The organism is Nocardia wallacei (genome assembly GCF_029869545.1).
Taxonomy (GTDB): Bacteria; Actinomycetota; Actinomycetes; order Mycobacteriales; family Mycobacteriaceae; genus Nocardia; species Nocardia wallacei_A.
On sequence record NZ_JARWQD010000399.1, the window covers coordinates 1 to 24,969 of the forward strand.

Consider the following 24,969-nt stretch of genomic DNA (forward strand, 5'->3'; position numbering starts at 1 on the left):
GGGGGCTTGCTTCTCTACTTCACGGGCGTAGGGGGGGTGATCCGCCGGGTGGTGGCGGGTGGTTTGGGTCATCTTGCCTCCGTGGTAGTTTGCTTTGTGGGGGTCTACCCCCGGTCCCACGCCGACAACCAGGCCACGCACACGCACGCCGACAACCAGGCCACGCACACACGCCGAGAACCAGGCGCGCACACGCACGCCGGGAAGTAAGGCAGGCGCGCCGGGGAGTAGGGGCGCAGACGCGTATGCCGGGATGTGGGCGTGGATGCGCGGGCTGGGGAATGGGCGTACGAGTATGTCGGGGAACACAGGCGGCACGTGGGCAACCGGGAGCAGAGCCGGGCATGCGGGCGGCGGGGGAAGAAAGCGAGCGCTGCGGCTAGGGACGGTGTGGGGCGCGTGGGTGGTGGCCGCCTGGTCCGTGTGGCGCGCTCTGCTACCCCACATCGATGCTTCAACCAGCCATCCCGACGGTGCTGGCGATGCGACCGCCACGGTTGGCGCGGGGTTCAGCGGAGTTGGGTGGTGGAGACTGGGAGGGCGGGGTCGGTGGCTACGGTCAGGGGGGAGGGCTTGGCGCCGCCGGATATTACGTGGGCGCCCAGGGCGGCGATCATGACGCCGTTGTCGGTGCACAGGCGGGGTTTGGGTACGCGCAGGGTCACGCCGGCTGCGGCGCAGCGTTCTTCGGCCATCGAACGGATGCGGGAATTGGCGGTGGCGCCGCCGCCGAGCACCAGCGTGTCCACGCCGACATCCTGGACGGCGCGGACGGCCTTGCGGGTGAGCACATCGGCGACCGACTCCTGGAACGATGCCGCGATATCCGGGATCGGCAGCTCGGTCCCCGCGCGCTGGGCGGCCTCGACGTAGCGGGCCACCGCGGTCTTCAGGCCCGAGAAGGAGAAGTCGTAGCGCGGATCCCGCGGGCCGGTCATGCCGCGCGGGAACATGATGGCGGTCGGATCACCGTGCGCCGCAGCGGCATCCAGCGCCGGTCCGCCCGGGAAGCCCAGGCCCAGCAGGCGCGCCACCTTGTCGAACGCCTCCCCCGCCGCATCATCGACCGTGCTGCCCAGCTCCACGATCGGCTCGGCCAGATCCGTGACCTGCAGCAGGTGGGTGTGACCGCCGGACACCAGCAGCGCCACGCACGGCGGCATCGGGCCGTGTTCGAGCGTATCCACTGCGACATGGCCGCCCAGATGATTCAGCGCGTAGAGCGGGATATCCCACGCCGCCGCATAGGCTTTGGCCGCCGCCACCCCCACCAGCAGCGCACCGGCCAGGCCGGGGCCGATGGTCACCGCGAGCGCGTCGGGCCTGGCCACCCCGGCGGCCGACAGCGCCCGGCGCATCGCCGGCACCACCGCCTCCAGGTGCGCGCGCGAGGCGATCTCCGGGACCACGCCGCCGAAGCGCGCGTGCTGGTCGACGCTGGAGGCGACCTCGTCGGCGAGCAGCTCGGCGCGGCCCTTGCCCTCCGTGCCGTCGGGATGCCACCGCACGATGCCGATTCCGGTTTCGTCACACGAGCTTTCGATGCCCATGACGATCATGACAGGACCTCTGAGTTGTGCGAGGTGCCCGGCCGCGGGAAGCCGGACACCGCCGGTCGGCGCATGGTGAACGCGTCGGCGCCGCTGGGCTGGTAGTAGTTCTTCCGCAATCCGATGATGTGGAAACCGTGCTTCTCGTAGAGCGCGATCGCCGGTGCGTTGTCCGTGCGCACCTCGAGAAATACCGGGCCGCCACGCTTTCCGGCCTCCGCCAGCAATGCCCGCAGCAGCAGAGTTCCGATGCCGCCGCGGTGGCAGGCCGGATCGACGCCGATGGTGTGCACCTCGGCCTCGGGATGCGCGGCGGGGCCCAGCAGGGCGATGCCCGCGTAGCCGACCATGCGCCCGGATTCGTCGCGGGCCACCAGATACCGGTTGTGCGCGCCCGCGAGTTCGGACTGGAACGCCACCTCCGGCCACGGATCATCCTCGGGGAACAGCAGTTTCTCCAGCTCGGCGCAGCGGGCGATGTCGGCCGGCCCCATCGGTTCGATCTCGACGGCCGGTAAATCGGGTGTACTCACGACACCGCCTGATAGCTGCGCTCGACCGCGTCGGGACGCCGCAGATACAGCGGAACCAGCGGCTCGGCCGTCGCGCCGGACAGCACCTCGGCGGCGGCGCAGCGCACCAGCCCGGCCGGGGACGGGGTCTCCACCGGCAGCACCGGCAGATCGAAAAAATCGACGTGCGAGGCGGATCCGGCGATCACGGTGGATTCGCGCGCGTCCAGTTCGGCGGGCTTGCACACGCCCGGACCAGCGATACGGCCGACCACGCGCGCGCCGGATCCGACGGCGGCGGGCCCGGCGAACTCCGCGTCCGGTACGGCGCGATAGCGGGCCCAGTACACCTCGCGGCGCCGGGCATCGGTGACCACGAGCAGTTCGGATTCGGCGGCCGTGGCGATCGTCTGCCCGCTGCCGCCGGTGATCTCGTGCCACGCGTCGGCGGCGATCGCATCGAGGCTGCAGACCCCGTACACCGGTAGTCCCAGCGCGTCGCCGAACGCCGCGGCGGTGGCCATGCCGACCCGCAGTCCGGTGAACGGCCCGGGGCCCACGCCGGCGACGACCGCGTCGAGATCGGACCGGGAACGGCCCGCGGCGTCGAGGCATTCGAGGATCTGCGGCGTCAGCACCTCGTTGTGGGCGCGCGCGTCCACGGTGACCCGGGTGGCCAGGGTGTGGATCCGCGGCGCTGTCTCCTGCCCGGAGGCGTCCAGCTCCACCAGGCCCGCTGTAACGGCAGGCGTCGCGGTGTCGACAGCAAGTACAAGCATGATTGGGTCAACGATACCGGTTGGTCACCTTCCGGACGGCACCCGTACCACCGCCTCAGGCCGGGCCGATCCACTCCCAGCTGGCCGTGCGGGTCTCCGATTCGGGTTCGCGGCGCAGCAGGACGCGCAGATGACGGTCGGCGAGATGTTCGACGACGCCGAGGCCCCATTCGACCACCACGACCGCATCGTCCAGGTCGGTGTCGAGGTCGAGCGCGTCCAGTTCGTCGAGGTCGCCGCCGAGCCGGTAGGCATCGACGTGCACCATGGCCACCGAGCCCGGCCGCGCCCCGGCGCGATGCTGGCGGGCGATGATGAAAGTCGGTGAGCTGACCCGGCCCTCGACACCGAGCCCGGCCGCGATGCCCCGGGTGAGCGCGGTCTTGCCCGCGCCCAGCGGACCGTCGAGCACCACCAGGTCACCGGCCCGCAGCTCCGCGGCCAGCTCCCGGCCCAGCGCCTCGGTGTCGGCGACCGTCGGCAGTGTGCGTTGCTCACCCACGGGCCGCCTCCCGCCCGTCGCGCTGAACGACGCCGAGCATCCCGCTGCGCAGCATCAGCCGATCCAGCGCCGCGTTGACCAGCTCCGGATATTGCAGATGCACCATGTGCGCGGCGTCGGTGACGCGGACCAGATCGGCATCGGGCAGCTGCTCGGCCAGCGCCCGGGAATTGCGGAACGGGATCACCCGGTCGTGTGCGCCGCCGAGCACCAGCGCGGGCCGCGGGGCGAGTGTCGGCAGTGCCGCCGATTCGTCGTGCAGCTCCAGGGCTTTCAGGAATTTCACGATGGTCTCGATCGGGGTGCGGTCGATCATCGACGTGGTGAACCGCGACAGCGTGGGACTCACGTCCCCGTGGAACGAACTCACGTGCAGGATCGGGGCGATCACGTGGCGGGCGGTGACCCGCCCTGCCTGCACCAGCGCGGGCGAGGTGTGCACCGCGACGCGGAAACCGTCGATCGCGGGATTGCGCAGCAGCTGGGTGACACCGGCGGCGGTGACCTCGGCGGCCGCGGTCGACAGCAGCGCCACCGCGCGCACCCGCTCGGCGAACAGCCGCGGGAACTGCGCGGCCGCGGCCAGAATCGCCATGCCGCCCATGGAATGTCCGACCAGCAGCAGCGGGCCGCTAGGTGCGCTGCGGGCGATCACGGCGGCCAGATCGCGGCCCAGCTGCGGCACGGTGCAGCTGTCCGTGCCCGGGGTCCCGGAGCGGCCGTGCCCGCGCAGATCGAAGAACACCATGCGAACCCTTGGGCCCCACAGTTTTTCGAGATCACGACGCTGAAAGTGGAACGATTCCATGCTGTTGCAGAAACCGTGCACGAAAACCACTGTGGCGGGGGCGTCTTCGGGACCGCACTCGCGAATCGCCAGCGGCACACCGTCGTCGGAGGTCGCCGTGACCGCCCGATCCCGGTCGAGCAGCGAGAAGTCCTCCTCGCGCAGGTCGTCGCGGCGGGCGGGCCAGCGCACCGAGGCGCCCATCCGGCGCAGCGCGTGCACCCCGGCCAGGGCGCCGATCACGCCGCCGGTCGCCAGGCCACCGCGCCACGCGGTGAACCGAAATCGGTGCGGCCGTTCGGATTTCATCAGGCACCCCCTCGCTCCGCGATATCGCTCAGATAGCGTCGCACGACCCGGCCGCGAGGGGAACAGACGATCTCGTAATGGATGGTGCCCAGCAGGTCGGCCCATCGCTGCGGATGCAGGGCGCCGGGGCCGAACAGCACCGCGCTGTCGCCCTCGCGCACACCGGCGGCGTTGTCGCCCAGGTCCACCACCAGCTGATCCATGCACACCCGGCCGATGTTCGGGTACAGCTCGTCACCGATGCCCACCGCGATGCGCCCGCCCAGCGGCCGGAACACACCGTCGGCATATCCGGCGGGGATCAGCGCGACCGTGGTGGCGTGCGGTGCGATCCATTCGTGGCCGTAGGAGACGCCCTCGCCCGCGGCGACGTGCTTCACCAGCGCCACCCGCGCCCGGAAGGTCATGGCCGGACGCAGGCCGAAGTCGGAGATCTCCGGGACCGGCGACAGCCCGTAGGCGGCGATGCCGGGGCGCACCATGTCGAACGCGAGGTCCGGGCGGGTCAGGGTGGCCGCGGAATTGGCCAGGTGCACCAGTTCGGGCTGCATACCGTGGTCCTTGGCGGCGGCGATGGCGTCGAGGAAGCGGTCGCGCTGGACATCGATCGCCGGATGCTGCGGCTCGTCCGCGCGGGCAAGGTGGGAGAAGATCGCCCGCAGGCGCACCACCCGCTCGTCGACCAGAGTCCGCAGCAGCGCGAGGACCTGCGGATATTCGGCATCGGAGACGCCGTTGCGGTTGAGTCCGGTGTCGACCTTGAGCGAGACGGTCGCGGTCGTGCCCGTGGCGCGGGCGGCCCGCTCCACCGCGCGCAGGTGCGCCGGCGACGACACTCCGATCTCGATATCGGCGGCGATGGCCGCGGCGTAGTCGGCGTCGGAGGTGTTGAGCCAGCTCAGGATCGGGGCCGTGATGCCACCGGCGCGCAGCTGCAACGCCTCGGCAATCGTGGTGACGCCGAGTTCGGCCGCGCCCGCGGCCAGCGCCGCCCGCCCGACCCGCACCGCGCCGTGGTTGTACCCGTCGGCCTTGACGACCACCATCACCGCGGCGTCCCCGGCATGCTCGGCCAGCACCCGCACGTTGTGCGCGATGGCGTCCAGATCGACGACGGTCTCCACCTGCGGGTCAGCACTACTCACGGTTCCGATCCTGCCATTCCCCCGAATCCGGGCGGCAGCGGCTACCCGCCAGGAAATCGTGCGTTCGGCCGGGGCACGGATTCCGGCCAAAAGCATGCCGGAACAAGGGGCAGCTGCGCTGCCGCGCGGCATTCGTGCCAGAACAAGGGGCAGGTCGCTGTCGCGCGGCATTCGTGCCAGAACAAGGGCAGGTCGCGGCCGCGCGGTATTGCGGTCGGTGCCTGGGCGTTTTCTCAGGCGGGTTCGGCGAGGGTGCGGAGCGTCTGGATGGCGGGGCGGATGTGGTCGAGGATGGGGCTCGCGGAGACCGGGGATCCGGCGGGGCCGTGCGCGTGGGCGGCGAGGTTGGCGGACAGGGCGTGGACGCGGGCCGCGGCGGCCGCCGCCCAGGACGGGTCGCGGCCCGCGGCCAGCAGGGCGCCGAGAATGCCCGAGAGCACATCGCCCGAGCCCGCGGTCGCGGCCCAGGAGCCGCCCGCCTCGTTGACCAGAACCTCCCGGCCCGGCGCCGCGACCAGCGTGGCGCGGCCCTTCAGCAGCACGGTGACCCGCCAGTCCTCGGCGAGCGCGCGCACCGCGGCCACCCGGTCCGGACCGGGTTCGCGGCCGGTGAGGCGGGCGAACTCCCCGGCGTGCGGGGTGAGCACCGTGGGCGCGCGACGGCCGGTGACCAGGGCGGGCTCGGCGGCCAGCAGCGTGAGGCCGTCGGCGTCCACCACCACCGGCAGGTCGGTGGCGAGGATCTCCGAAAGCCGTTCGCGGGCAGCGTCGTCGGTGCCCGCACCGGGACCGAATACCCAGGACTGCACGCGCCCGGTCTCCGAAATTTTCTGGGAGGCAATGACTTCCGGAAAGTGGGCGAGCACCTGCGCGGCGCCGGTCCCGGCGTAGCGGACCATGCCGGAGGTCGCGGCCACCGCTCCCCCGGTACACAGCACGGCCGCGCCCGGATAGGTCGCGCTACCGGCGCAGATTCCGGTGACGCCCTGGGTGTACTTGTCGTCCACCGGGCTCGGCACCGGCCACTGCGCACCGATCGAAGCCGGTTCCAGGGCAGCGAGATTCGGTTCCGGAAGCTCCAAACCGATGGGCACCAGCTCGATTCGGCCGCAGCGAGGCGCCGCCAGGGCGTGCACCGGTTTGTAGGCGCCGAAGGACACCGTCACATCGGCGCGCACCGCCGGACCGTCGACCGCGCCGGTATTCGGGTCGACGCCGCTGGGCAGATCCGCCGAGACGATCGGAACCTCCACCGCCGCCACCAGTTCGGCCGCGGCCGGGCGCAGCGCACCGCGACCCGAGATCCCCACGATCCCGTCGATCACCAGGTCCGGCGAGCCCAGATCGTCGCGGATCCGGCCGCCCGTACGCCGCAGCGCCGCAAGGCCTTCCGCATGCGCCCGCTCCGGCGACAGCAGCACCGCCGACACGGCGACGCCGCGGCGGCGCAGCATCGATCCGGCCCACAGCGCGTCGCCGCCGTTGTCGCCGGATCCGACCAGCAGGGTCACCGACCGCCCGGCGATACCTCCGGTCCGCTCCCGCAGCTCCGCGGCGACGATATCGGCCAGCCCGTAGGCCGCCCGCCGCATCGGCACCCCGTCGGCGACCCGCTCGAACAGCTCCGCCTCCGCCGCCCGGACCTCATCGACGGTGAAGTATCCGCGCATGGCCGATGGGGCCATTTCCGCCTCCTGCCCGCCCGCGACCGTGCGCGGGGCTCGATACCTTCGCCAACCCGCAACGACTGCAGAGTACGCCGGGCGGCGGTCCGTCGAGACCGCGCTCCGCACAGCTCGGTCGGGCATGTCGGCCGAACCGGATGGCGGGCTGTGGCGTGGTATCGGTATCGAGCTCGCAGCGCCACGGGAGGTCCCGATGCCCGTATCGAGACGACAGCGCAGCCACATTCGCGAGGGCGCACCGCCCCGGCGAGGCAGCATCGCCCACCTCGTTCGGCCGTGGTCGCGACCGCCACCGGAACCGTCGCGCGCGCAGGCGGCCGCGGCGAATCACCCGCTACTCCCGGGGGCTACGCTTGCCCGCATGTCGACTGGTTCATCGGGTGTTTCGTTCGTGCGCGTCCTGGTCACGGTGGTCGCGGCGACCGGAGTCCTGATGGCCGCCGGATGCGGGTCGGACGAGACGACCACGCAGCCGTCGACTACCACCGCCCCCGCTCCCACGACCACCGGAGCCCCGCAACCCACGACGTCCACGGTGCAGGTCGACAACATGAAATTCGCGCCGTCCACCCTCACCGTCCGGGTCGGCGACACGGTGACCTGGAAGTTCTCCGATTCGACACCGCACGCGGTGCAGGGCATCGGCGACACCGCCATGGGCATCAACAGCCCGATCTTCACCGAGGGCGAGTGGAGCCACACCTTCACCACCCCGGGCACCTACCGCTATCTGTGCCCCCTGCACCCCGAGATGCGCGGCACCGTCACAGTCCGGTAGGCCCGGCGCGACGGTGGAATCCGCCTCAGACCGGGCGGTATTCGCGGGTCCGGGCGCCCGTGGTGGGTGCGGTGTTGAGGGCCTGCACCGCGGCGACCAGCGGGGCCATTTCGGGGTCGGCGGCGGCCTGGCGCAGCGCTCCCGCCAAGGCGTCGTCGTAGGCGGGGCGGGCGCGATCGAGTAGTTCGATACCGGCCGGGGTGACATCGGTGTAGATGCCGCGGCGGTCGTCGGGGCACAGGTAGCGCTGCAGCAGGCCGCGGTCCTCGAGGCGGGTGACCAGGCGGGTGGCCGCGCTCTGGCTCAGCGCCACCGAATCCGCGACCTGGTTCATGCGCAGATGCCCGTTGGGACCGTCGTGCTGACGGCTGAGCACCACCAGCACCGAGTACTCGCGGACGCTCAGGTCGTGCGCCTGCAAGGCGCGTTCCAGATGTGCCTCGATCCGGTCGTGCAGCACCGACAGCGCGCACCAGCCATCGGCCAAACCGGTCAGGGCGGCATCCGCTGTCATGAGTTCCTCCTGGATGAGCGGGGCGTTGCGACCAGGATACCCACCCTGCGCAATAGCCCGCGCTTGCAATTAGTCAGCGTGTGCAATTATTGTCGACGCTCGTAATGGTCACACGCAAGACTTCGTGGAGGCTGCTTCCATGCCGCTCGCACTGCTCGCCCTGACGCTCGGGGCATTCGCCATCGGCACCACCGAATTCATCGTGGTCGGCCTGCTCCCGGGCATTGCCGACAGCTACTCCGTCTCCATCCCCACCGCCGGATGGCTGGTCACCGGCTACGCGCTGGGCGTGCTCGCCGGCGCGCCACTGATGACCGGGCTCGGCACCCGGGTCTCGCGCAAGCGCATGCTGCTGCTCAGCCTGCTGCTGTTGATCGGCGGAAACCTGCTGTCCGCGGCGGCGCCGACCTTCGGCCTGATGGTGACCGGCCGCATCGTCGCCTCGCTGGCGCACGGCGCGTTCTTCGGCATCGGGGCGGTCGTGGCCGGAACCCTGGTGCGGCCGGACCGCCGCGCGGGCGCGATCGCACTGATGTTCACCGGGCTCACCGTCGCCACCGTGATCGGCGTGCCGCTGAGCACCCTGCTCGGCGAGCAGATCAGCTGGCGGCTGGCCTTCACGCTGGTGGCGGCGGTCGGCGTGCTCGCATTCGCCGGTGTCCTCGCGCTGGTGCCCGATCAGCCCGCACCCCGCGACGCCCGGCTGCGCAACGAGCTGGCGGTCCTCGCCAATCCCCAGGTGCTGCTGGCGATGGCCATGACCGTGCTCGGCTTCGGCGGCGTATTCGCGGCGATCACCTATCTCGCGCCGATGATGATCGAGGTCACCGGGTTCGCGGACAGCTCCGTCACCTGGATCATGGCCCTGTTCGGGCTCGGGTTCCTCATCGGCAACCTGATCGGCGGCCGCTACGCCGACCGGCACCTGATGCCGATGCTGTACACCACGCTCGGTGCGCTGGCGGTCGTGCTGGGCCTGTTCACCCTCACCGCGCACGACAAGGTCGCCGCCGCCGTCACCGTCGTGCTCATCGGCGCCCTCGGCTTCGCCACCGTGCCGCCGCTGCAGAAGCGCGTGCTCGATCACGCCGCCAGCGCCCCCACCCTGGCGTCGGCGCTCAATATCGGCGCGTTCAACCTCGGCAATGCGCTGGCGGCATGGCTCGGCGGCCTGGTCATCGCGGCAGGATTCGGCTACACCGCACCCAACTGGGTCGGGGTGCTGCTATCCGGCAGCGCGCTGGGGCTGGCCGTACTGTCGGGCGTCCTGGAGCGGCGCGCGAACGCCCGAGCCGACGAGCCCGCCGAATCCCTTGTGGCGGTGGGGAGTTAGGGCGGATCCGCGAAGGGCCGGACCGGCAAACGCGATCGGTCCGGGCCCTCGCGGGCACCGGCGGCTGGACCGAACGCCGAGATCCGCAGCCGTCGCGGCCCACCCGCGCGGGAGAACCGGACCCGGCGGCCTTCCGAGCGCTCCGAGACCGCGGGCGGGCCGAATCGCCGCCTGGCGCAGCCGATTCCGGCTCGGGACGCGTCACGCACCGTCTGCGGGTAGCTCGCGCGCTCCTCCCTTGTCGGCGGACTGGGCCAGCAGAGCGTAGGCGCGCAGGGCCTTCGATAGTGGGCGGTTGCGGTCGCGGGGTCGGAAGCCGGATGCGGACTGCCGGTCGCTGCGTATTGCGAGTTCGTCCTGGGAGACATCCAATCGCAGTGTGCGCGTGGGGATGTCGATGTGGATCACATCGTCGTCGGCCACCAGCGCGATCACACCACCGGCCGCCGCCTCGGGCGAGACATGCCCGATGGACAGGCCGGAACTGCCGCCGGAGAAGCGGCCGTCGGTGACGATCGCGACGGACCCCGCCAGGCCCCGCCCCTTGAGATATGCGGTGGGATGCAGCATTTCCTGCATGCCCGGCCCACCGCGCGGCCCCTCGTACCGGATCACCAGCACATTTCCGGCCTGCACCCGACCCGACAGGATGGCATCGACTGCCTCCTCCTGCGATTCGGCCACCACCGCGCGGCCGGTGAAGGTGAGCAGGGTCTCAGGGACGCCCGCGGATTTCACCACCGCACCATCGGCCGCCAGGTTGCCGCGCAGCACGGCGAGCCCGCCGTCGGCCGAATACGCATGGGCCACATCGCGAATGCAGCCGCCCGCGGCATCCAGGTCCAGCGACTCCCAGCGCGCCGACTGCGAGAACGCGGTCGCCGACCGTGCGCCGCCGGGTGCGGCGTGGAACAACTCCACCGCCTCAGGAGCGGGGTCGGTCCCGCGCACATCCCATTCGGCCAGCCACCGATCCAGCGAATCGGCATGCACCGCATGCACATTCGGGTGCAGATGTCCGCCCCGGTGCAGCTCGCCCAGGATGGCCGGGATGCCGCCCGCGCGGTGCACGTCCTCCATGAGATAACTGCCGTTGGGCGCCACCTTGCACAGGCACGGCACCTGCCGGGACCGCTCCTCGATATCGCGCAGGGTGTAGTCGAGCTCGGCCTCGCGGGCCGCGGCCAGTAGATGCAGCACCGTATTGGTGGAGCCGCCCATCGCCAGATCCAGCGTCATGGCGTTGTCGAAGGCCGCGCGGGAGGCGATGGCGCGCGGCAGCATCGCCTCGTCGTCCTTGTCGTAGTAGCGGCGGGTGATGTCCATGACGGTGCGCCCGGCCCGCTCGTACAGGGCCCGGCGGGCGGTATGGGTCGCCAGCGTCGAACCGTTGCCCGGCAGCGCCAGCCCGAGCGCCTCGACCAGGCAGTTCATCGAGTTGGCGGTGAACATCCCGGCGCAGGAGCCGCAGGTGGGGCACGCGTTCTCCTCGATGCGGGCCAGATCCGCGTCGGAGACGGTGTCGTTGACGGCCTCGCTCATCGTGGTGATCAGGTCGAGCCTGCGCGCGGTGCCGTCGCTCAGCACGGTGCGGCCGCCCTCCATCGGCCCGCCGGAGACGAACACCGTGGGGATGTTCAGCCGCATCGCCGCCAGCAGCATGCCCGGGGTGATCTTGTCGCAGTTGGAGATGCAGACCAGCGCGTCGGCGCAGTGCGCCTGCACCATGTATTCGATCGAGTCGGCGATCAGGTCCCGCGACGGCAGCGAGTACAGCATGCCGCCGTGGCCCATGGCGATGCCGTCGTCGACGGCGATCGTGTTGAACTCCCGGGCGATGCCACCCGCCTCCCGGATCGCCTCGCCCACGATCCGGCCCACCGGCTGCAGGTGGGTATGTCCCGGAACGAACTCGGTGAAGCTGTTCGCCACGGCGACAACGGGTTTCACGCCGATATCGGCGCTGGGAACGCCGGAGGCACGCATCAGCGCGCGGGCACCGGCCATATTGCGTCCGTGGGTGACCGTCCGTGATCTCAGGTGAGGCATGGGGTCGATGCTGCCGACCCGCGACCCGTCCGCGAAGACGGCGCTTGTACTGGTAGTGGGACTACCAGTAGTTAGGCTGGTTCGGTGGGCACCGACAGCAGCGCGTCGCGGGGAAGGGCATGACCGCGGGCGGGTGGCACACGACCGGAGGCACACGCGGATGACGCACGCACAGGGCGACGACCCGTCCGGACCGGCGGGTGCGTCCGGCGGTCGGAGGCGGGCGGAGCTGGGCAGTTTCCTGCGCGCGCGGCGACGGCGACTCGACCCGACGGCGGTCGGGCTGCCCCCTGCCGGACCGCGCAGGCGGGGCGGGCTGCGGCGGGAGGAAGTGGCGACCCTGTCGGGCGTGAGCGCGACCTGGTACACGTGGCTGGAGCAGGGGCGCGATATCCAGCCGTCGCGTCAGGTGCTCGACGCGCTCGCCCGCACGCTGCGGCTGACCGGCACCGAGCACAGCTACATCCTGTCGCTCGCCGGATACGCGCCGTTGCACGAATCCGCCGACAGCACAACGGCTTCGGCGCCCGCGCAGGTGCAGCACCTACTGGACGCGCTGGACTTCCCCGCCTATGCCATCGCCCCCGACTGGCAGATCAGCGGCTGGAATCGCGCCTACGCCGGGCTGTATCCGAACGTGGCGACGGTCGCGCCGGAGGACCGCAACCTGCTGTGGCTGGTGTTCACCGACCCGTACGTGCACGATCTGCTGCCGGACTGGGAGATCACCAGCCGCCGCTTCTTGGCGGAGTTCCGCGCCGAGGCCGGTCCGCGGCTGGGCGATCTCGCGCACACCCCGGCGATCCAGCGGCTGCTCGAGGTCAGCCCGGAGTTCCGCGCGGGCTGGCACAGCCACGACATCGAGGGCTTCACCTCACGGGAGCGGGTGTTCCACCATCCCGAGCGCGGCGAGTTGCGCTACGAGCACCACCGCCTGGCTCCGGCCGATCATCCCGATCTGTATCTGGTGATCTATACGCCGGTTACCGAGCCGGTTCGAGATCAGTAGGCCGAGAAGACGTTGGCGATCGAGCCGTAGCGATTGGCCGCGTAGTTGCAGGCGGCGGCGATATTGGCGACCGGGTCGAAGATGTCCCACGACGTGCCCTCGACATGGAAGGCGGCGAAGGTGGGATCGATGACCTGCATCAGGCCCTTGGAGGGGATGCCCGCGGCGGCATTGGAGTCGTAGAGGTTGATGGCGGCCGGATTGCCGCCCGACTCCCGCATGATGTTGCGGTGGATGCTCTCGTAGTCGCCGGGGATGCCGTGCTGGCCCATGACGTAGAGCGCATTGCGGATCCAGCCGTCCAGATCATTCGAGAAGATCGGCGGCAGGAGCTGCGGCAGCGGCTGGGGCAACGGCTGGACGGCCTGCTGCTGGATCTGCTGGGCCGGGCCCTGCAGCTCCGGCGGCACCCCGGAGATCGGGGTTTCGGCGTGCGCCTGCAGCGGCGCGGCCACGACAGCGGCGAGGACGGTGAGCGGCAACAGTTTTCGTAAATGCATAGCGAAGTGGCTCCGACAGCGCGCGAGTACCGCGGCGCCTGCCCGCACGGGCCGGCGTCGTCGATGCGCTGTTTGTGTTGTTGTGGGAGTTGGGGATTCAGTTGTCCGCGACAGGGGCGGAGCCATAGCGGCGGGCATTCGCGGAAGCGTTCGTCACCGCACGCGGCAAACAGACTTGCGGTCTGTTTTCTGGCACATCACAGACTGATTGCGATAGGTGAACAGAATCTGAACTGAAGATGAACTGTGGGTTCTATTGTCCTGAGAGAATTTCTTCGAGCAGGACTTATAGAGGCGCTGGTCACAGTCGGGTGGAGGGGCGCGGTGGGTGTCCACATGCACGGCACGTTTGCCGGAGGGGTGCATGCGGATGTGCACCCGTCAGATCGGCGTATTACCACCCATTATTTCCGGCATGCTTTTGGCCGGAATCTCCGAGCCCCGCTCTACTCCACCGTGACCGACTTGGCCAGGTTTCGGGGCTTGTCGATGTCGTATCCGCGCGCCTGCGCCACCTCGGCGGCGAAGATCTGCAGCGGGACCGTCGACAGCAACGGCTGGAAAAGGGTTGGGGCGGCGGGGATTTCGATGAGATGGTCGGCGAACGGGCGCACCGTGTCGTCGCCCTCCTCGGCGATGACGATGGTGCGCGCACCCCGGGCCTGGATCTCGCGAATATTGCTCAGCAGCTTGGAGTGCAGCACCGCGCGGCCCTTGGGCGAGGGCATCACCACGATCACCGGCAGGCCCTCCTCGATCAGCGCGATCGGGCCGTGCTTGAGCTCGCCCGCGGCGAAGCCCTCGGCGTGCATGTACGCCAGCTCCTTGAGCTTGAGCGCCCCCTCCAGCGCCACCGGATAGCCGACGTGACGCCCGAGGAACAGCACCGTCGGCACATTCGCGAACTGCCGGGCGATCGAGCGCACCTGCGGCGCCGTCTCCAGCACCCGCTCGACGAGCTTCGGCATGGCCTCCAGCTCCCCGAACTCGCGCGCTACCTCGTCCGGGTACTTGGTGCCGCGGGCCTGCGCAAGGGCAAGGCCCACAAGGTAATTCGCGGTGATCTGGGCCAGGAACGCCTTGGTGGAGGCGACCCCGATCTCGGGGCCGGTGCGGGTGTAGAGCACGGCATCGGACTCCCGGGGGATCTGCGCGCCGTTGGTATTGCAGATGGCCAGCACGCGTGCCTTCTGCTCCTTGGCGTGCCGCACCGCCTCCAGGGTGTCGGCCGTCTCACCCGACTGCGAGATCGCCACCACCAGGGTGGAACGGTCCAAAACCGGGTCGCGGTAACGGAATTCGCTGGCCAGCTCCACCTCGACCGGCAGCCGCGTCCAGTGCTCGATCGCGTACTTGGCCAGCAGGCCCGCGTGGTACGAACTGCCGCAGGCGACCACGAACACCTTGTCGAATTCGCGCAGCTCCTGCTCGGCCAGGCGCTGCTCGTCGAGCATGATGCGGCCGTTGGCGAAATGCCCGATCAAGGTCTCGGCGACGCCCGCCGGCTGTTCCTCGATCTCCTTGAGCATGAAGTAGTCGTGGCCGCCCTTCTCGGCCGCGGCCAGATCCCAGTCGATGGTGAACGGGCGGGTGGGCACGCCGTCGTTGCCGTCGAAGTCGGTGACCGCATAGCTGTCGGCCGTGATCACGACGGCCTGGTCCTGGCCCAGTTCGACGGCCTCGCGGGTGTGCTCGATGAACGCGGTGACATCGGAGGCGATGAACATCTCTTCCTTGCCCACGCCCACCACGAGCGGGGTCGACCGGCGCGCGGCCACGATCGTGCCCGGATGGTCGCCGTGGGTGAAGACCAGCGTGAACGCGCCCTCGAGGCGGCGCAGCACGGCGAGCGCGCTGGCGACGAAATCGCCCGCGGTGGGGCCGGATGCGTAGGCCAGCGCCACCAGGTGCACCGCGACCTCGGTGTCGGTGTCGCTGCACAGCTCCACCCCGGCGTCCTCGAGTTCGCGGCGCAGCGGGGCGAAGTTCTCGATGATGCCGTTGTGCACCACCGCGACCTTGCCGGAGGCGTCGCGATGCGGGTGTGCGTTGCGGTCGGTGGGGGCGCCGTGCGTGGCCCAGCGGGTATGGCCCATGCCGGTGGTTCCGGCGAAGCGGTCGACGCCGGTCTCGGCCAGTTCGGCCTCCAGATTGGCCAGCCGGCCCGCCTTGCGTTCCACCGCGATGGTGCCCGCGCCGTCCAGGATCGCCACTCCGGCGGAGTCGTACCCCCTGTACTCCATGCGGCGCAGCGCGTCCACGACGACGCCGAGCGCGTCCCGGTACCCGACGTAGCCCACGATTCCGCACATGGTGTTCCAGCCTACTTGGGCCGGGCAGCGCGAGCGACGGGGCCGTCGAAGTCCCGGGGCCTGGCGAAACGCCGCAAGCGGGTCCGCATCGGTTAAGTTCGAGCACGTGTCGGCGTCTGTGAAATCGCTCCTGAGCACCCTCAGCACCCCCGGTCCGCACCGGGTCATGCGCGGCAACCTCGGCATCGCGGGGCAGCCGGGGGTGGTGTTCACCCCCGAGAAGGGCCTCAATCTGCCCGCGGTCGCGTTCGGCCACGGCTGGCTCGCCGGTGTCGGCAACTATCGAAAACTCTTGGAACACCTGGCTTCCTGGGGTTTCGTCGCGGCCGGGCCCGACACCGAGCGCGGCCCCATCCCGTCGCACCTGAACCTCGCGGCCGACCTGCTCACCACCCTCGACATCTGTGCGGGCGTGCGTCTGGGCAACGGTTCGATCAGCGTGCACCCCGACAAGCTCGCGCTGGCCGGTCACGGCATGGGCGCCGGCGCCGCGGTGATCGCCGCCGCCCAGCGCAAGGTGTCCGCCGTCGCGGCCCTGTTCCCCGCGCCCACGGCGCCCACCGCCGAGTCCCTGGCCCCCGAGATCGAGGCACCGGCCCTGATCCTGGCCGGTGAGGACATCGACTCCGTCGGCTCCAACGCCATTCCCCTCGCCGCGTCCTGGGGCGGTCCGATGGTGCTGCGCTCGGTGGACAAGGCCACGCACAACGGCATCGTCGAGGGTCGGCGGGCGCTGGCGGCGCTGGGCGCGGCCAAGTACGAGTCCAAGACGGATCGGACCGTGCGCGGGCTGCTGGTGGGGTATCTGAGCTATCAGCTCCTGGGCGACAAGACCTATAAGGCCTTCGCCGACCCCGAGGCCGCGATCGCGCACACGCGGGCGGTCGATCCGGAGGCGGTCGGTGAGGAGGAGCCGGAGAAGCCGTCGAAACTGCAACTGCTGCAGGCCGTTCAGATGCTGCGAAAGTAAGTTGCGCCCAGGGGTAGCCGTAATCGGTTGTGATGCATCCCACATGAAGGTCTCCGCATCGATTTCCGTGCGAGGCAACGGGCCTCGCAGGTAGGACCACTGGTTGCCGGTGAGCAGCAACCATGCTGGAATCTCAGATTCGATGGAACCGATCGCCTTGCTTCCGCGTCGGATTCTCTGAAGGACCCTTCTAGGAGCGAGGTGAGCACGGTGACGGGGGTGCAGTACGACCCGGACGCGATGCGGGCTACACAGCCGAAGTTCGCGGCGCTGGCGGACACCGTGAAGACCGCGCTGGCGGATCTGCGGCGGGTGATCGAGGCCGAGGGGGAATGCTGGGGCAGCGATGAGACCGGGCAGGCCTTCGCGAAGAACTACACGCCGGGCGTCACCGAGGGGACGGCGAACATCGAGAAGTTCGCGGGGGCGGTCACCGCGTTCGGGGACAAGATCGTCACGGCCGCGAACACCCTGCAGCAGTCCGAGCAGTCGCACACCGACTCGGTGAACCAGGTGCAGGCCTGATGGGGATCGAAATCCCGGACAGCCTGCAGTGGGTTGCCAAATGGGTGCTCGGCGCGGGTGATTGGCCCGAGGGCGACGAGACGGCGATGCGGCGCGTCGCCGATGGGTGGTCGAGCGCGGCGACCACCCTGAGCGGGCTGGACGACGAGGCCGGGCAGGTCATCGGCCAGGTCCTGGCCGCGATCGACACCGGCCAGACGCACGATGCGATCAGTCAGGCGTGGCAGCAGCTCGCGGGTAAGGAGGGCGCGCTGCAGGGCCTCGTCAAATACTGCGAGAAGCAGGCCGAACTCCTCGACGACGGCGCCAACGACATCGAGCACACGAAGCTGACCATCATCGCCACGATGATCATCACCGCGGCGCAGATGGCCTGGGCGTTCACCGGTGTGGGCGCCGGGGTCAGCGCGGCGGCGCGGGTGGCGGCGCAGGTATCCATCCGGATGGCCATCCGCCAGCTGATCCAGCGGATGCTGACGCGCGCCGCCGCCAAGGCGATTGCCCGGGCGGCCTTGCTGGAGGGGGCCAAGGGCGCGCTGGAGGAAGGCGGCGTCGACCTCGGTGCCCGGCTGGTCCAGGTGGCCAAGGGCGACCGCTCGATGGACAAGTTCGGGCTCGGCGAGGCGATCCAGTCCACGGTCGGCGGCGCCGTCGGCGGTGCGGTGGGCGGCGGGCTCGGCAAGAGCGGTATCGGGGAGGTCGCCGACGAGACCGCAGGCAGTGCCATCGGCCGCTTCGCCGGGAAGGCCGTGACCGAGACCGGCACCGAGCTGGCGTCCGACGTCGCCGGGCAGGCGGCCGCCTCCGGTTACGGCGCCGCATTCCTCGGCCAGGAGTTCAAGCTCGATCTCAGCGCCGACAGCCTCGCCAACGCCGGTGTCGGGGGCGTGCACAGCGCCGCGACGGACGGCGGTGGCGCACACTCCGATTCCGGCGGATCCCCGGATCCGGGCGGCAACACCGACACCGGCTCGAGCGGGACACCCGGCCCATCGGGCTCGCAGCCTGGGGGCACCGATTCCGGTTCCGGCGGCCAGCCGTCGGGCAACACCGGCGGCGGCCCCCAGCCGTCGGGCACACACAGCACCGGCGCGGGCGACAGCGGCACGGGAGTCCAGCCCGCAGGCTCGACAGGCACCCAGGCCGCGAACGCGACCGGCGGCGAATCCACCGGCGGCACAGGCACTTCCGGCAGCACGGGCAGCAGCCCCACCGGTGCCGGATTCGACAGCGGCACCGCCAACCCGACACCGGGCACTGGAAGCGATGGCAGCACAGGCAGTCAACCCTCGGGCTCCACAGGCGGCGGATTCGACAATGGCACCAGCAGCCCATCCGGGGCCGGTACAAGCAGCGGATTCGACAGTGGCACAGGCAATCAGCCATCGAGCAACAGCGGATTCGACGGAGGCACAGGCCCCCAGACATCGGGCCACACAAGCGGCGCAACCGACGGCGGCAGCACAAGCGTTCAATCGCCAGGTACCAGCGGCAGCACCCCAGGCACCGGAATCGATGGCGGCACCGGTGGTCATGCCTCGGGTTCGGCGAGCAGCGCCGGTGGTGGCGGAGTCGACGGTGGCACCGGCGGCCCATCCACGGCCGGTACCGGCAGCGGATTCGGCGGTGGCACAGGCAGTCAGCCATCGGGCGGCGGTACGCCCGGCAGTGGATTCGACGGTGGCACCGGTGGGCAGCCGACGGGCTCTGTCGGTGGCGGCGCGGGGCCTCACTCTGGCTCGGTAGCCGACAGCGGTGGCGCGGGCGTTCAATCACCGGGTACCCCCAGCGCCAGCGGCACGACCGGCACTCCCCCAAACTCCGCACCGAACAGCCCTTCGGCATCAGACGCCACTGCCAACTTCCCTGGCGCCCAACAGAATCCGCCGAGCGGAACCGGCACGACCCCATCCGGAACAGGCACCACTCCCTCCGGCAGCGGTCCCGCACCCTCCAGCGGCCCCGTCTCATCCGGCGGCAGCACCACCCCGCCAGGTAGCGATCCCACGCCCTCCAGCGGCAGCACCACCTCATCGGGCAGTGGTCCCACACCGTCCAGCAGCACCACCAACGCATCACCTAGCGACCCCGCGCCCTCCAGCGGTATCGCCCCCTCAGGTAGCGATCCCGCGCCTTCCAGCGGCAGCACCGCCTCGACCGGTAGCAGCCCTACTTCCGGGAACGGTTCCAGCCTCGACCTGCCATCGCCTGGCACAACTGCACCCAGCGCATCGAACACCGGCACCTCCGGGTTGGACCTACCACCGCATCAACCGGCCGGAATCACCCAAAACACCGCTCCGGGCGGAGACAACCCTTCGCAGGGGGCGACGGCCCGCACACCGGAGACCACCACCTCCAGCCTGGACCTGCCACCGCACCAACCAACCGGAACCGCCCACAGCAACACCCCCGGTGCAGACAGCCCTTCGCAAGGGGCCACGGCCCGCACACCGGAAACCAGCCCCGGGTCGGACCTCCCCGCACCACCCCGCGCATCGGACACTGGTGGTTCCAGCCTGGATCTACCGCCCAATCAGACCTCCGGAGCCACCGGCCATCCGCAGGGCACCAGCCAGGGCCTGGACCTGCCTCCGCAGGGCACCACGCCGTCCCGCCCGGACCAGCCGTCTTCCGGATCGAGTCTCGACCTCCCCACCCAAGACTCCGGCTCGACAACTCAGCACTCCGCCAACCAAGGCTCGGACCAGCCGCCGCACAACGCCGCGCCGCAGCAGAGTCGGCCCACAGGAACCTCGAGCCTGGATCTCCCCCCACACGAATCCGGTGCACCCAGCCCGCAGAATCTGACGAATCCGCAGAGCGGCCAACCACATTCGCCCCCGGCCACCACCGCCCAAGACACCGGCCCAACCTCCACCCACGCCAGCTCCACAGCCACCGACACGCCCCCAACCACCACACCCGGTTCCCCGGCAACGAGCGGGCTCGGTTCGCCGACCGGCGACGCCAGCCAACGCGCCAACGCGTCCAACCACATTCCACCAACGGACGCACCCAGCGCAGGAGCCCCGGGTCAGGCACGCTCGGATACCGCGACACCGCCATCTCGCCCCGACGCCGGACCGCAGCGTGCCGAAACCTCGGTCAAGCCAACCCGTTCCGATCCCGGACAACAGCTCCCGGAAACGCCCGTATCGTCGAATAAATCCCGAACCGGGCCACCCCGGGCCGAGCCCGGACGCCGTCCAGCTTCGACCACTTCCCCGCGCGATGGCGCCGCACACGAACGTAGCCCACAGGGCCCCCACGAGCGTGGCAGATCGGCCACGCAGCCACCGAGCGCGAACTCGGTGCCCTCGATGGAAGCCCCCGGGGGGTTGTTCTCTCGATTTCGGCCCGATCGCAGCGACAGCAACCAGCCCCCTCGGCAGGCGGATGACTCCTGGAGCGTATTCAGCCCAGAGACGACGAACTCCGGTCCACACCAAGCTCCTGTGGAGAGCCGCGCCTACTATGCCAACCCGCGGTTCCAGGACTCGGCGGCCGCGGCGGAGTATGCGCGCAAATACCCCGGCCGCCTGCGAGAGGCCGCCGAAATCCGTGCGGCGCAACAAGGCCAGCATCCCGCACTGACTCGCCTCAGCGACGCCGAGATCGCCGCGATCCGGCAGAACCAGGGCTACTACCTCAATGAACGCGTCAATGACGCCACGCGCGACGGGAACGCCGGTGAGCTCGAGGAGCTTGATGTCGAAATTCGGACCCTCGTCAGCGCCTACAACCAGTTGCCCGACCATCGAGGCGTGGTGTATCGGTCACTGCGAATCGATGATCCGGATGCACTCCGCCGGTTTCTCACCGACTATCAACCCGGTCGAACACCTCTCGACCGCGGTTTCGCCTCGTCGGATAAGGGAGCGTCGATCGCGGGCGGCAACATCGAACTCATCATCGACTCCCACTACGGGAAAGACATATCATGGGCGACCGGTCAACAGGACGAAGTCGTCTTCCCCCCAGGGAACAGATTCGAAGTCACGCGCGTCAGCGTGGACGATGACGGCAAATACGTCATCCGGCTCGTCGATTTAGGAAGGGATTCAGATGGCCATCAGTCCCGAGGAAATGAAACGGATCGCACGAGAGGTGATGGGTCCGACCATGAAGGCGGAGTTGGACGACCCGGAGAGCATGGCCGCGTCGGACCGGATGGACGCTCATCGGGCAGATCTGGAGGCGAAGGGCCGACGCCCGGCGACCGAGGATCAGATCAAGATCTGGCAAGCCTGGGGCGAGTCGGAGATCAAGCGGATCGAGCGGGAGCGTGGGGAGAGCACGGAGTAGATAGTTCGTCGGCACGAGAGGTCGGCATACCGCCCGAACCGCCGTACCGACACGGCTTCGACCCCCACTCCCAGAAGTACGTCGCGCGTTATAACGACGGTCGGTTGATAACGCCCGACCCGATGTACGGCGGCATGTACAGCCCCGAGATCCGCCGATACCAGCCGACCTGGGATGAGATCCAAACCGCCAAGGCATATCCGCCGGGCGAGAGCCCCGACGACATCCAGATCCGTCAGTATCAAGAGGCTCAGCGGGCACAAGCGGAGACAGCACGCACGGAAGGCAATGGCGCGCAGGATAATTCGCTGCCGCGCGACACTTCGAGTACCAGCAACACCGGAGCGGAAACTCCGGTCACCCACACTCCGACGTCCACGGCGTCCCCTTCGGATCCACAGCCCGACACGGCCTCGACGCCAAACCGATCGGATACTCCCACGCGCTGGGCTCACCAGGATCCCAACCACCACGTCAATGCCGCGCGCCTCCCCGACTGGTGGCCACAGCCGAACAATTCGGCAAGCCATGGGCCGGAACATAGTTCCGCGCCAACGCCTTCCACGTCACCAACGCAACGCTCGGAACTCAGGCCGGAGACCGCAGCACGGCCCGCACCGAGCGAACACCTCACTCGTGCACCCGAATCCACGCCTCCGGTAGACCCAGGACGGTGGCAGCGGCCGAACAACCCGATGCCACCACCTCATACTCCGGTCACTCCACAGCACCACGGCCAATCCAATTATTCGGCCCCGCCCCCGGTCCCGCGGCAGCCTCAGCAGGCTCCACCTGTCGCACCACACATGTATCCGGGACCGCAATATGCGCCGCATCCTCCGGTGCCTCCGACTCCGCTGCGTCACGCAGCCTCACCGCATAGACCGCACTCTCCGGAACCTTCCCCAGAGATGCAACGTGCGGCCAACGCTCGTCAGGCACGTGAGTCATATCGGAACTACCCACCGGAGAACGGCCGCACCACGCTGGTCACGACAGGTTCGAATACCTCCCCGGCATACGACGTACGCCGATACCCGAACGCTCCGGGCGGCCCTATCACAGTGGTCCGGGTGCGTGTCCACGTCACTGCCGACGGCCATGTCCCCCCGCATGTCGTCAATCAGCTGTGGGAGAACATGCAGTTGGCCTCCGATCTGGGGTTCAACCGCGGCCAACAGCTCCTGGGCGGCGACCGCATGCTTCTGGACATCGTCCACACCTCGGATGCGAGCGCGGCCGATATGCAGGTACATGTCGGAGACACGCCAGGCAGACCCAACTCGGTACACCCGAACACCGATATCGGCGATCTCGCCAACAACATTCGCGACCATCTCGGCTTGCCGCCGTCGGCCGATCCCGGCTTGAGCGCCGACGACATCCGACAACTCAGTAACGACATCGCACACGCAAACACCCCGACCGGATTCGACAATCCGTCCGACCTGAGGCGATTCGGCAGGCACAACCTGCAGGCTGTCGAGCGTGACGAGTACCAAGCCGCCGTCGAAGACGCGCTCCGTGACGGCAACCGGTTCCTCGTCGGCGCCGATCCGCGCTTCAATCCATATGGGCAGCTGGTCAACGACGGCGGCACGGGAGTCCAGGGACGTAGCAACAACTGCCTCGATTGTTCGCTCTCCGCGCTGGCATCCTTTTTCGGCATTCCGCAGGTCTCCGCACCACGATGGCCGGATGCAAGACTCGACGGAACCATCGACACACAGAGCGGCGAGGCCATCGGTCTCGACCGAGCCAGGCAATGGCTGGGCGGCGACCTCCAGAGCCTCGACAATGGGCAACCGATTCCGGCGCGGTTCAACGAGCTGCACAACCGTGTCGGCAGTATGGGCCCGGGATCCGCAGCCCTGGTCGTCAATCAATGGCAAGCGTGCGATCCGCAAACCGGACAGCCTCTGTTCAATCCGGATGGCTCGCCACGACCTGACGGCACGCACGCTACGGTGATCGTTTTCCCGCACGGCGCGAACAGTCCCGTATGGTGGGATCCCCAGGCCGGCACCATGTCGGATCACCCTCCGGCGCATATGGTCAACGGCTCCCTGAGCCTCTCTTACACGCCGATCCCTGCAACTCCCTCCACCACCAATCAAGGAGCACCCCATGGCGGAGTACCGCACCAGGGACCAAGTGGAGCAGTACCTGGCACAGATCCTCAATCCGGATCGTCAGTTCGATCTGTACCCGTTCGAGACGGGGTGGCTGTGCCAGGCGGTCCCCACGGCGGAGGAGACGGCGTCGGGACAGGCGATCGGCATGACGAACCTGGTGATCGACTCGCAGACGGGCGCGGTGATCGAGTACCCGAGCTGGAGCGGAAAGATGATCGCGGACGACTTCCGGGAAGCGAAGGCGACCGGGCGACCGCCGAAAGGGCGACAGATCTATCCACGTCAGTGGCGTCTGAACTTCCAACGCATCCAAGAGGACCCGGAGACGATCACGTATCGAGTGCAGGTGCAGTCGCAGGCACAACCTCCCGAACCGAACGCGGAATATCAGCTGACGATCAACAAGGGCACCCTCAACTACCAGGGAACCGGTCCGATGGCGGGGAACGTCCTCGCGTGGGCGGAACTGCAGAGTTCCCGGGACGGGACCTGGCCGGGCCAGGGGACGTTCGAGGTCTGAGCAATTCGGTACCGGGTTCCACCGGCGGCAGCACTTCCAACGCCTCCCGCCGCACGAACGACGGGGCGTCCGAGCCGGAACAGGCACCGTCCGGAACAGACCGCGGTGCAGCGGACGATGAATCCGACTCGGTTGCAAACGAGCCACCGGTAGATCCGCCCACTGATGAAGATAGCCTCGAAGGCTCGCCGAATGAACCGCGATTCCGGCAGGTCGATGTCGATGACCACGCGATTCAGCACTTGGCCGACATCCAGATCCAGGTCCGCCGCGCAGCGAACGTCGGCTGGAAAACGATGGGTGGTGCTCTCGAGTACAACATCGGCGAGCTGTCCGGTTCGTTTGCCGGTTTCAGCGGTCAGGCCGATATAGAGGAAAGGGTGCGCAATCGATCAGATTTGCCCGATATCGCACCCCCGACACAAGCCAATTCGATAATGCCCGATCCAATTCCGCCGAACGGGTTCCGACCGAACGATGCCGAAAACAACATGTTGGAGCATCTACACCGGATGCTGCAGGAGACATATCCCCTCGGACCCGATGGGACCAGCTCGGCATCAGGTAGAGTGACCCTGTTCTCCGAGCAGACACCCTGCGATTCCTGCCTGCCCACCATCAAGGCTTTTCAACGCATGTACCCAGGTCTGGAAATAGATGTCCTCTTCGTGACGCCGTATCCGCCCGTGCGGAAGGATCGGCCCACGCTGCAGACGCGAGAAGAACGTCATGGCCAGTAGAAGGGAG

At 69.1% G+C, this 24,969-nt stretch carries 17 protein-coding genes; 6 read left to right on the forward strand and 11 right to left on the reverse strand.

The window, feature by feature from the left end:
• Positions 1-509 precede the first annotated feature (509 nt).
• The 7 genes from tsaD to QH290_RS37700 all read right to left on the reverse strand — a co-directional run bounded on the left by tsaD (position 510) and on the right by QH290_RS37700 (position 7,254).
• Positions 510-1,559: a tRNA (adenosine(37)-N6)-threonylcarbamoyltransferase complex transferase subunit TsaD gene (tsaD, locus tag QH290_RS37670; RefSeq protein WP_280264186.1), complete on the reverse strand. Its 1,050-nt coding sequence runs from the start codon at positions 1,557-1,559 to the stop codon at positions 510-512.
• A complete protein-coding gene (rimI, locus tag QH290_RS37675) occupies positions 1,556-2,044 on the reverse strand; it encodes a ribosomal protein S18-alanine N-acetyltransferase (protein ID WP_280264230.1) in 489 nt (162 codons plus the stop codon). The genes tsaD and rimI overlap by 4 nt, the downstream gene beginning before the upstream one ends.
• 35 nt (positions 2,045-2,079) lie before the next feature.
• Entirely contained in the window at positions 2,080-2,841 is a 762-nt protein-coding gene (gene tsaB, locus QH290_RS37680) for a tRNA (adenosine(37)-N6)-threonylcarbamoyltransferase complex dimerization subunit type 1 TsaB (RefSeq protein ID WP_280264184.1), read from the reverse strand.
• Positions 2,842-2,896: 55 nt separating this feature from the next.
• Complete coding sequence (tsaE, locus tag QH290_RS37685) at positions 2,897-3,343, reverse strand: tRNA (adenosine(37)-N6)-threonylcarbamoyltransferase complex ATPase subunit type 1 TsaE (protein WP_280264182.1); 447 nt, start codon at positions 3,341-3,343, stop codon at positions 2,897-2,899.
• Positions 3,336-4,439, reverse strand: coding sequence for an alpha/beta fold hydrolase (locus QH290_RS37690; protein WP_280388175.1), 1,104 nt, complete (start codon positions 4,437-4,439; stop codon positions 3,336-3,338). Before QH290_RS37690 ends, tsaE begins: the two co-directional genes overlap by 8 nt.
• On the reverse strand, positions 4,439-5,584 hold the full coding sequence (gene alr / locus QH290_RS37695; protein ID WP_342213215.1) for an alanine racemase: 1,146 nt from the start codon (positions 5,582-5,584) through the stop codon (positions 4,439-4,441). Before alr ends, QH290_RS37690 begins: the two co-directional genes overlap by 1 nt.
• Positions 5,585-5,817: 233 nt before the next feature.
• On the reverse strand, positions 5,818-7,254 hold the full coding sequence (locus QH290_RS37700; protein ID WP_280388201.1) for an NAD(P)H-hydrate dehydratase: 1,437 nt from the start codon (positions 7,252-7,254) through the stop codon (positions 5,818-5,820).
• A 376-nt stretch (positions 7,255-7,630) separates the two neighbouring features.
• Between QH290_RS37700 and QH290_RS37705 the strand changes: the two genes are divergently transcribed.
• A complete protein-coding gene (locus tag QH290_RS37705) occupies positions 7,631-8,047 on the forward strand; it encodes a plastocyanin/azurin family copper-binding protein (RefSeq protein ID WP_280388177.1) in 417 nt (138 codons plus the stop codon).
• Between the two features lie 25 nt (positions 8,048-8,072).
• Here the strand turns inward: QH290_RS37705 and QH290_RS37710 are convergent, their stop codons facing one another.
• Positions 8,073-8,561 (reverse strand): MarR family winged helix-turn-helix transcriptional regulator, encoded by a 489-nt coding sequence (locus tag QH290_RS37710; protein WP_280268026.1) that lies wholly within the window; start codon positions 8,559-8,561, stop codon positions 8,073-8,075.
• A 139-nt stretch (positions 8,562-8,700) separates the two neighbouring features.
• On the opposite strand from QH290_RS37710, the gene QH290_RS37715 reads away from it, so the two are divergent.
• On the forward strand, positions 8,701-9,894 hold the full coding sequence (locus tag QH290_RS37715) for an MFS transporter (protein WP_280388179.1): 1,194 nt from the start codon (positions 8,701-8,703) through the stop codon (positions 9,892-9,894).
• A gap of 201 nt (positions 9,895-10,095) precedes the next feature.
• Here QH290_RS37715 and ilvD read toward each other — a convergent pair whose 3' ends face one another.
• A complete protein-coding gene (gene ilvD / locus QH290_RS37720; RefSeq protein WP_280388182.1) occupies positions 10,096-11,943 on the reverse strand; it encodes a dihydroxy-acid dehydratase in 1,848 nt (615 codons plus the stop codon).
• Between the two features lie 160 nt (positions 11,944-12,103).
• Here ilvD and QH290_RS37725 point away from each other — a divergent pair, with 160 nt between their 5' ends.
• Positions 12,104-12,952 carry a helix-turn-helix transcriptional regulator gene (locus QH290_RS37725; protein ID WP_280388184.1) on the forward strand — a complete coding sequence of 283 codons (849 nt, stop codon included), beginning with the start codon at positions 12,104-12,106 and terminating at the stop codon, positions 12,950-12,952.
• Here the strand turns inward: QH290_RS37725 and QH290_RS37730 are convergent.
• Positions 12,946-13,452, reverse strand: coding sequence for a transglycosylase SLT domain-containing protein (locus QH290_RS37730; protein ID WP_280388186.1), 507 nt, complete (start codon positions 13,450-13,452; stop codon positions 12,946-12,948). The two genes, QH290_RS37725 and QH290_RS37730, sit on opposite strands and share 7 nt — an antisense overlap.
• 446 nt (positions 13,453-13,898) lie before the next feature.
• The gene (glmS, locus tag QH290_RS37735) at positions 13,899-15,764 is read right to left on the reverse strand and encodes a glutamine--fructose-6-phosphate transaminase (isomerizing) (RefSeq protein WP_280268031.1); all 1,866 of its coding nucleotides are present in this window, start codon (positions 15,762-15,764) and stop codon (positions 13,899-13,901) included.
• Positions 15,765-15,870: 106 nt separating this feature from the next.
• On the opposite strand from glmS, the gene QH290_RS37740 reads away from it, so the two are divergent.
• From QH290_RS37740 to QH290_RS37750, 3 genes are all read left to right on the forward strand, one after another.
• Complete coding sequence (locus QH290_RS37740; protein ID WP_280268032.1) at positions 15,871-16,734, forward strand: poly(ethylene terephthalate) hydrolase family protein; 864 nt, start codon at positions 15,871-15,873, stop codon at positions 16,732-16,734.
• Between the two features lie 201 nt (positions 16,735-16,935).
• Entirely contained in the window at positions 16,936-17,259 is a 324-nt protein-coding gene (locus tag QH290_RS37745) for a WXG100 family type VII secretion target (RefSeq protein WP_280268033.1), read from the forward strand.
• On the forward strand, positions 17,259-24,962 hold the full coding sequence (locus QH290_RS37750) for a toxin glutamine deamidase domain-containing protein (protein ID WP_280388188.1): 7,704 nt from the start codon (positions 17,259-17,261) through the stop codon (positions 24,960-24,962). The genes QH290_RS37745 and QH290_RS37750 overlap by 1 nt, the downstream gene beginning before the upstream one ends.
• Positions 24,963-24,969: the final 7 nt, after the last annotated feature.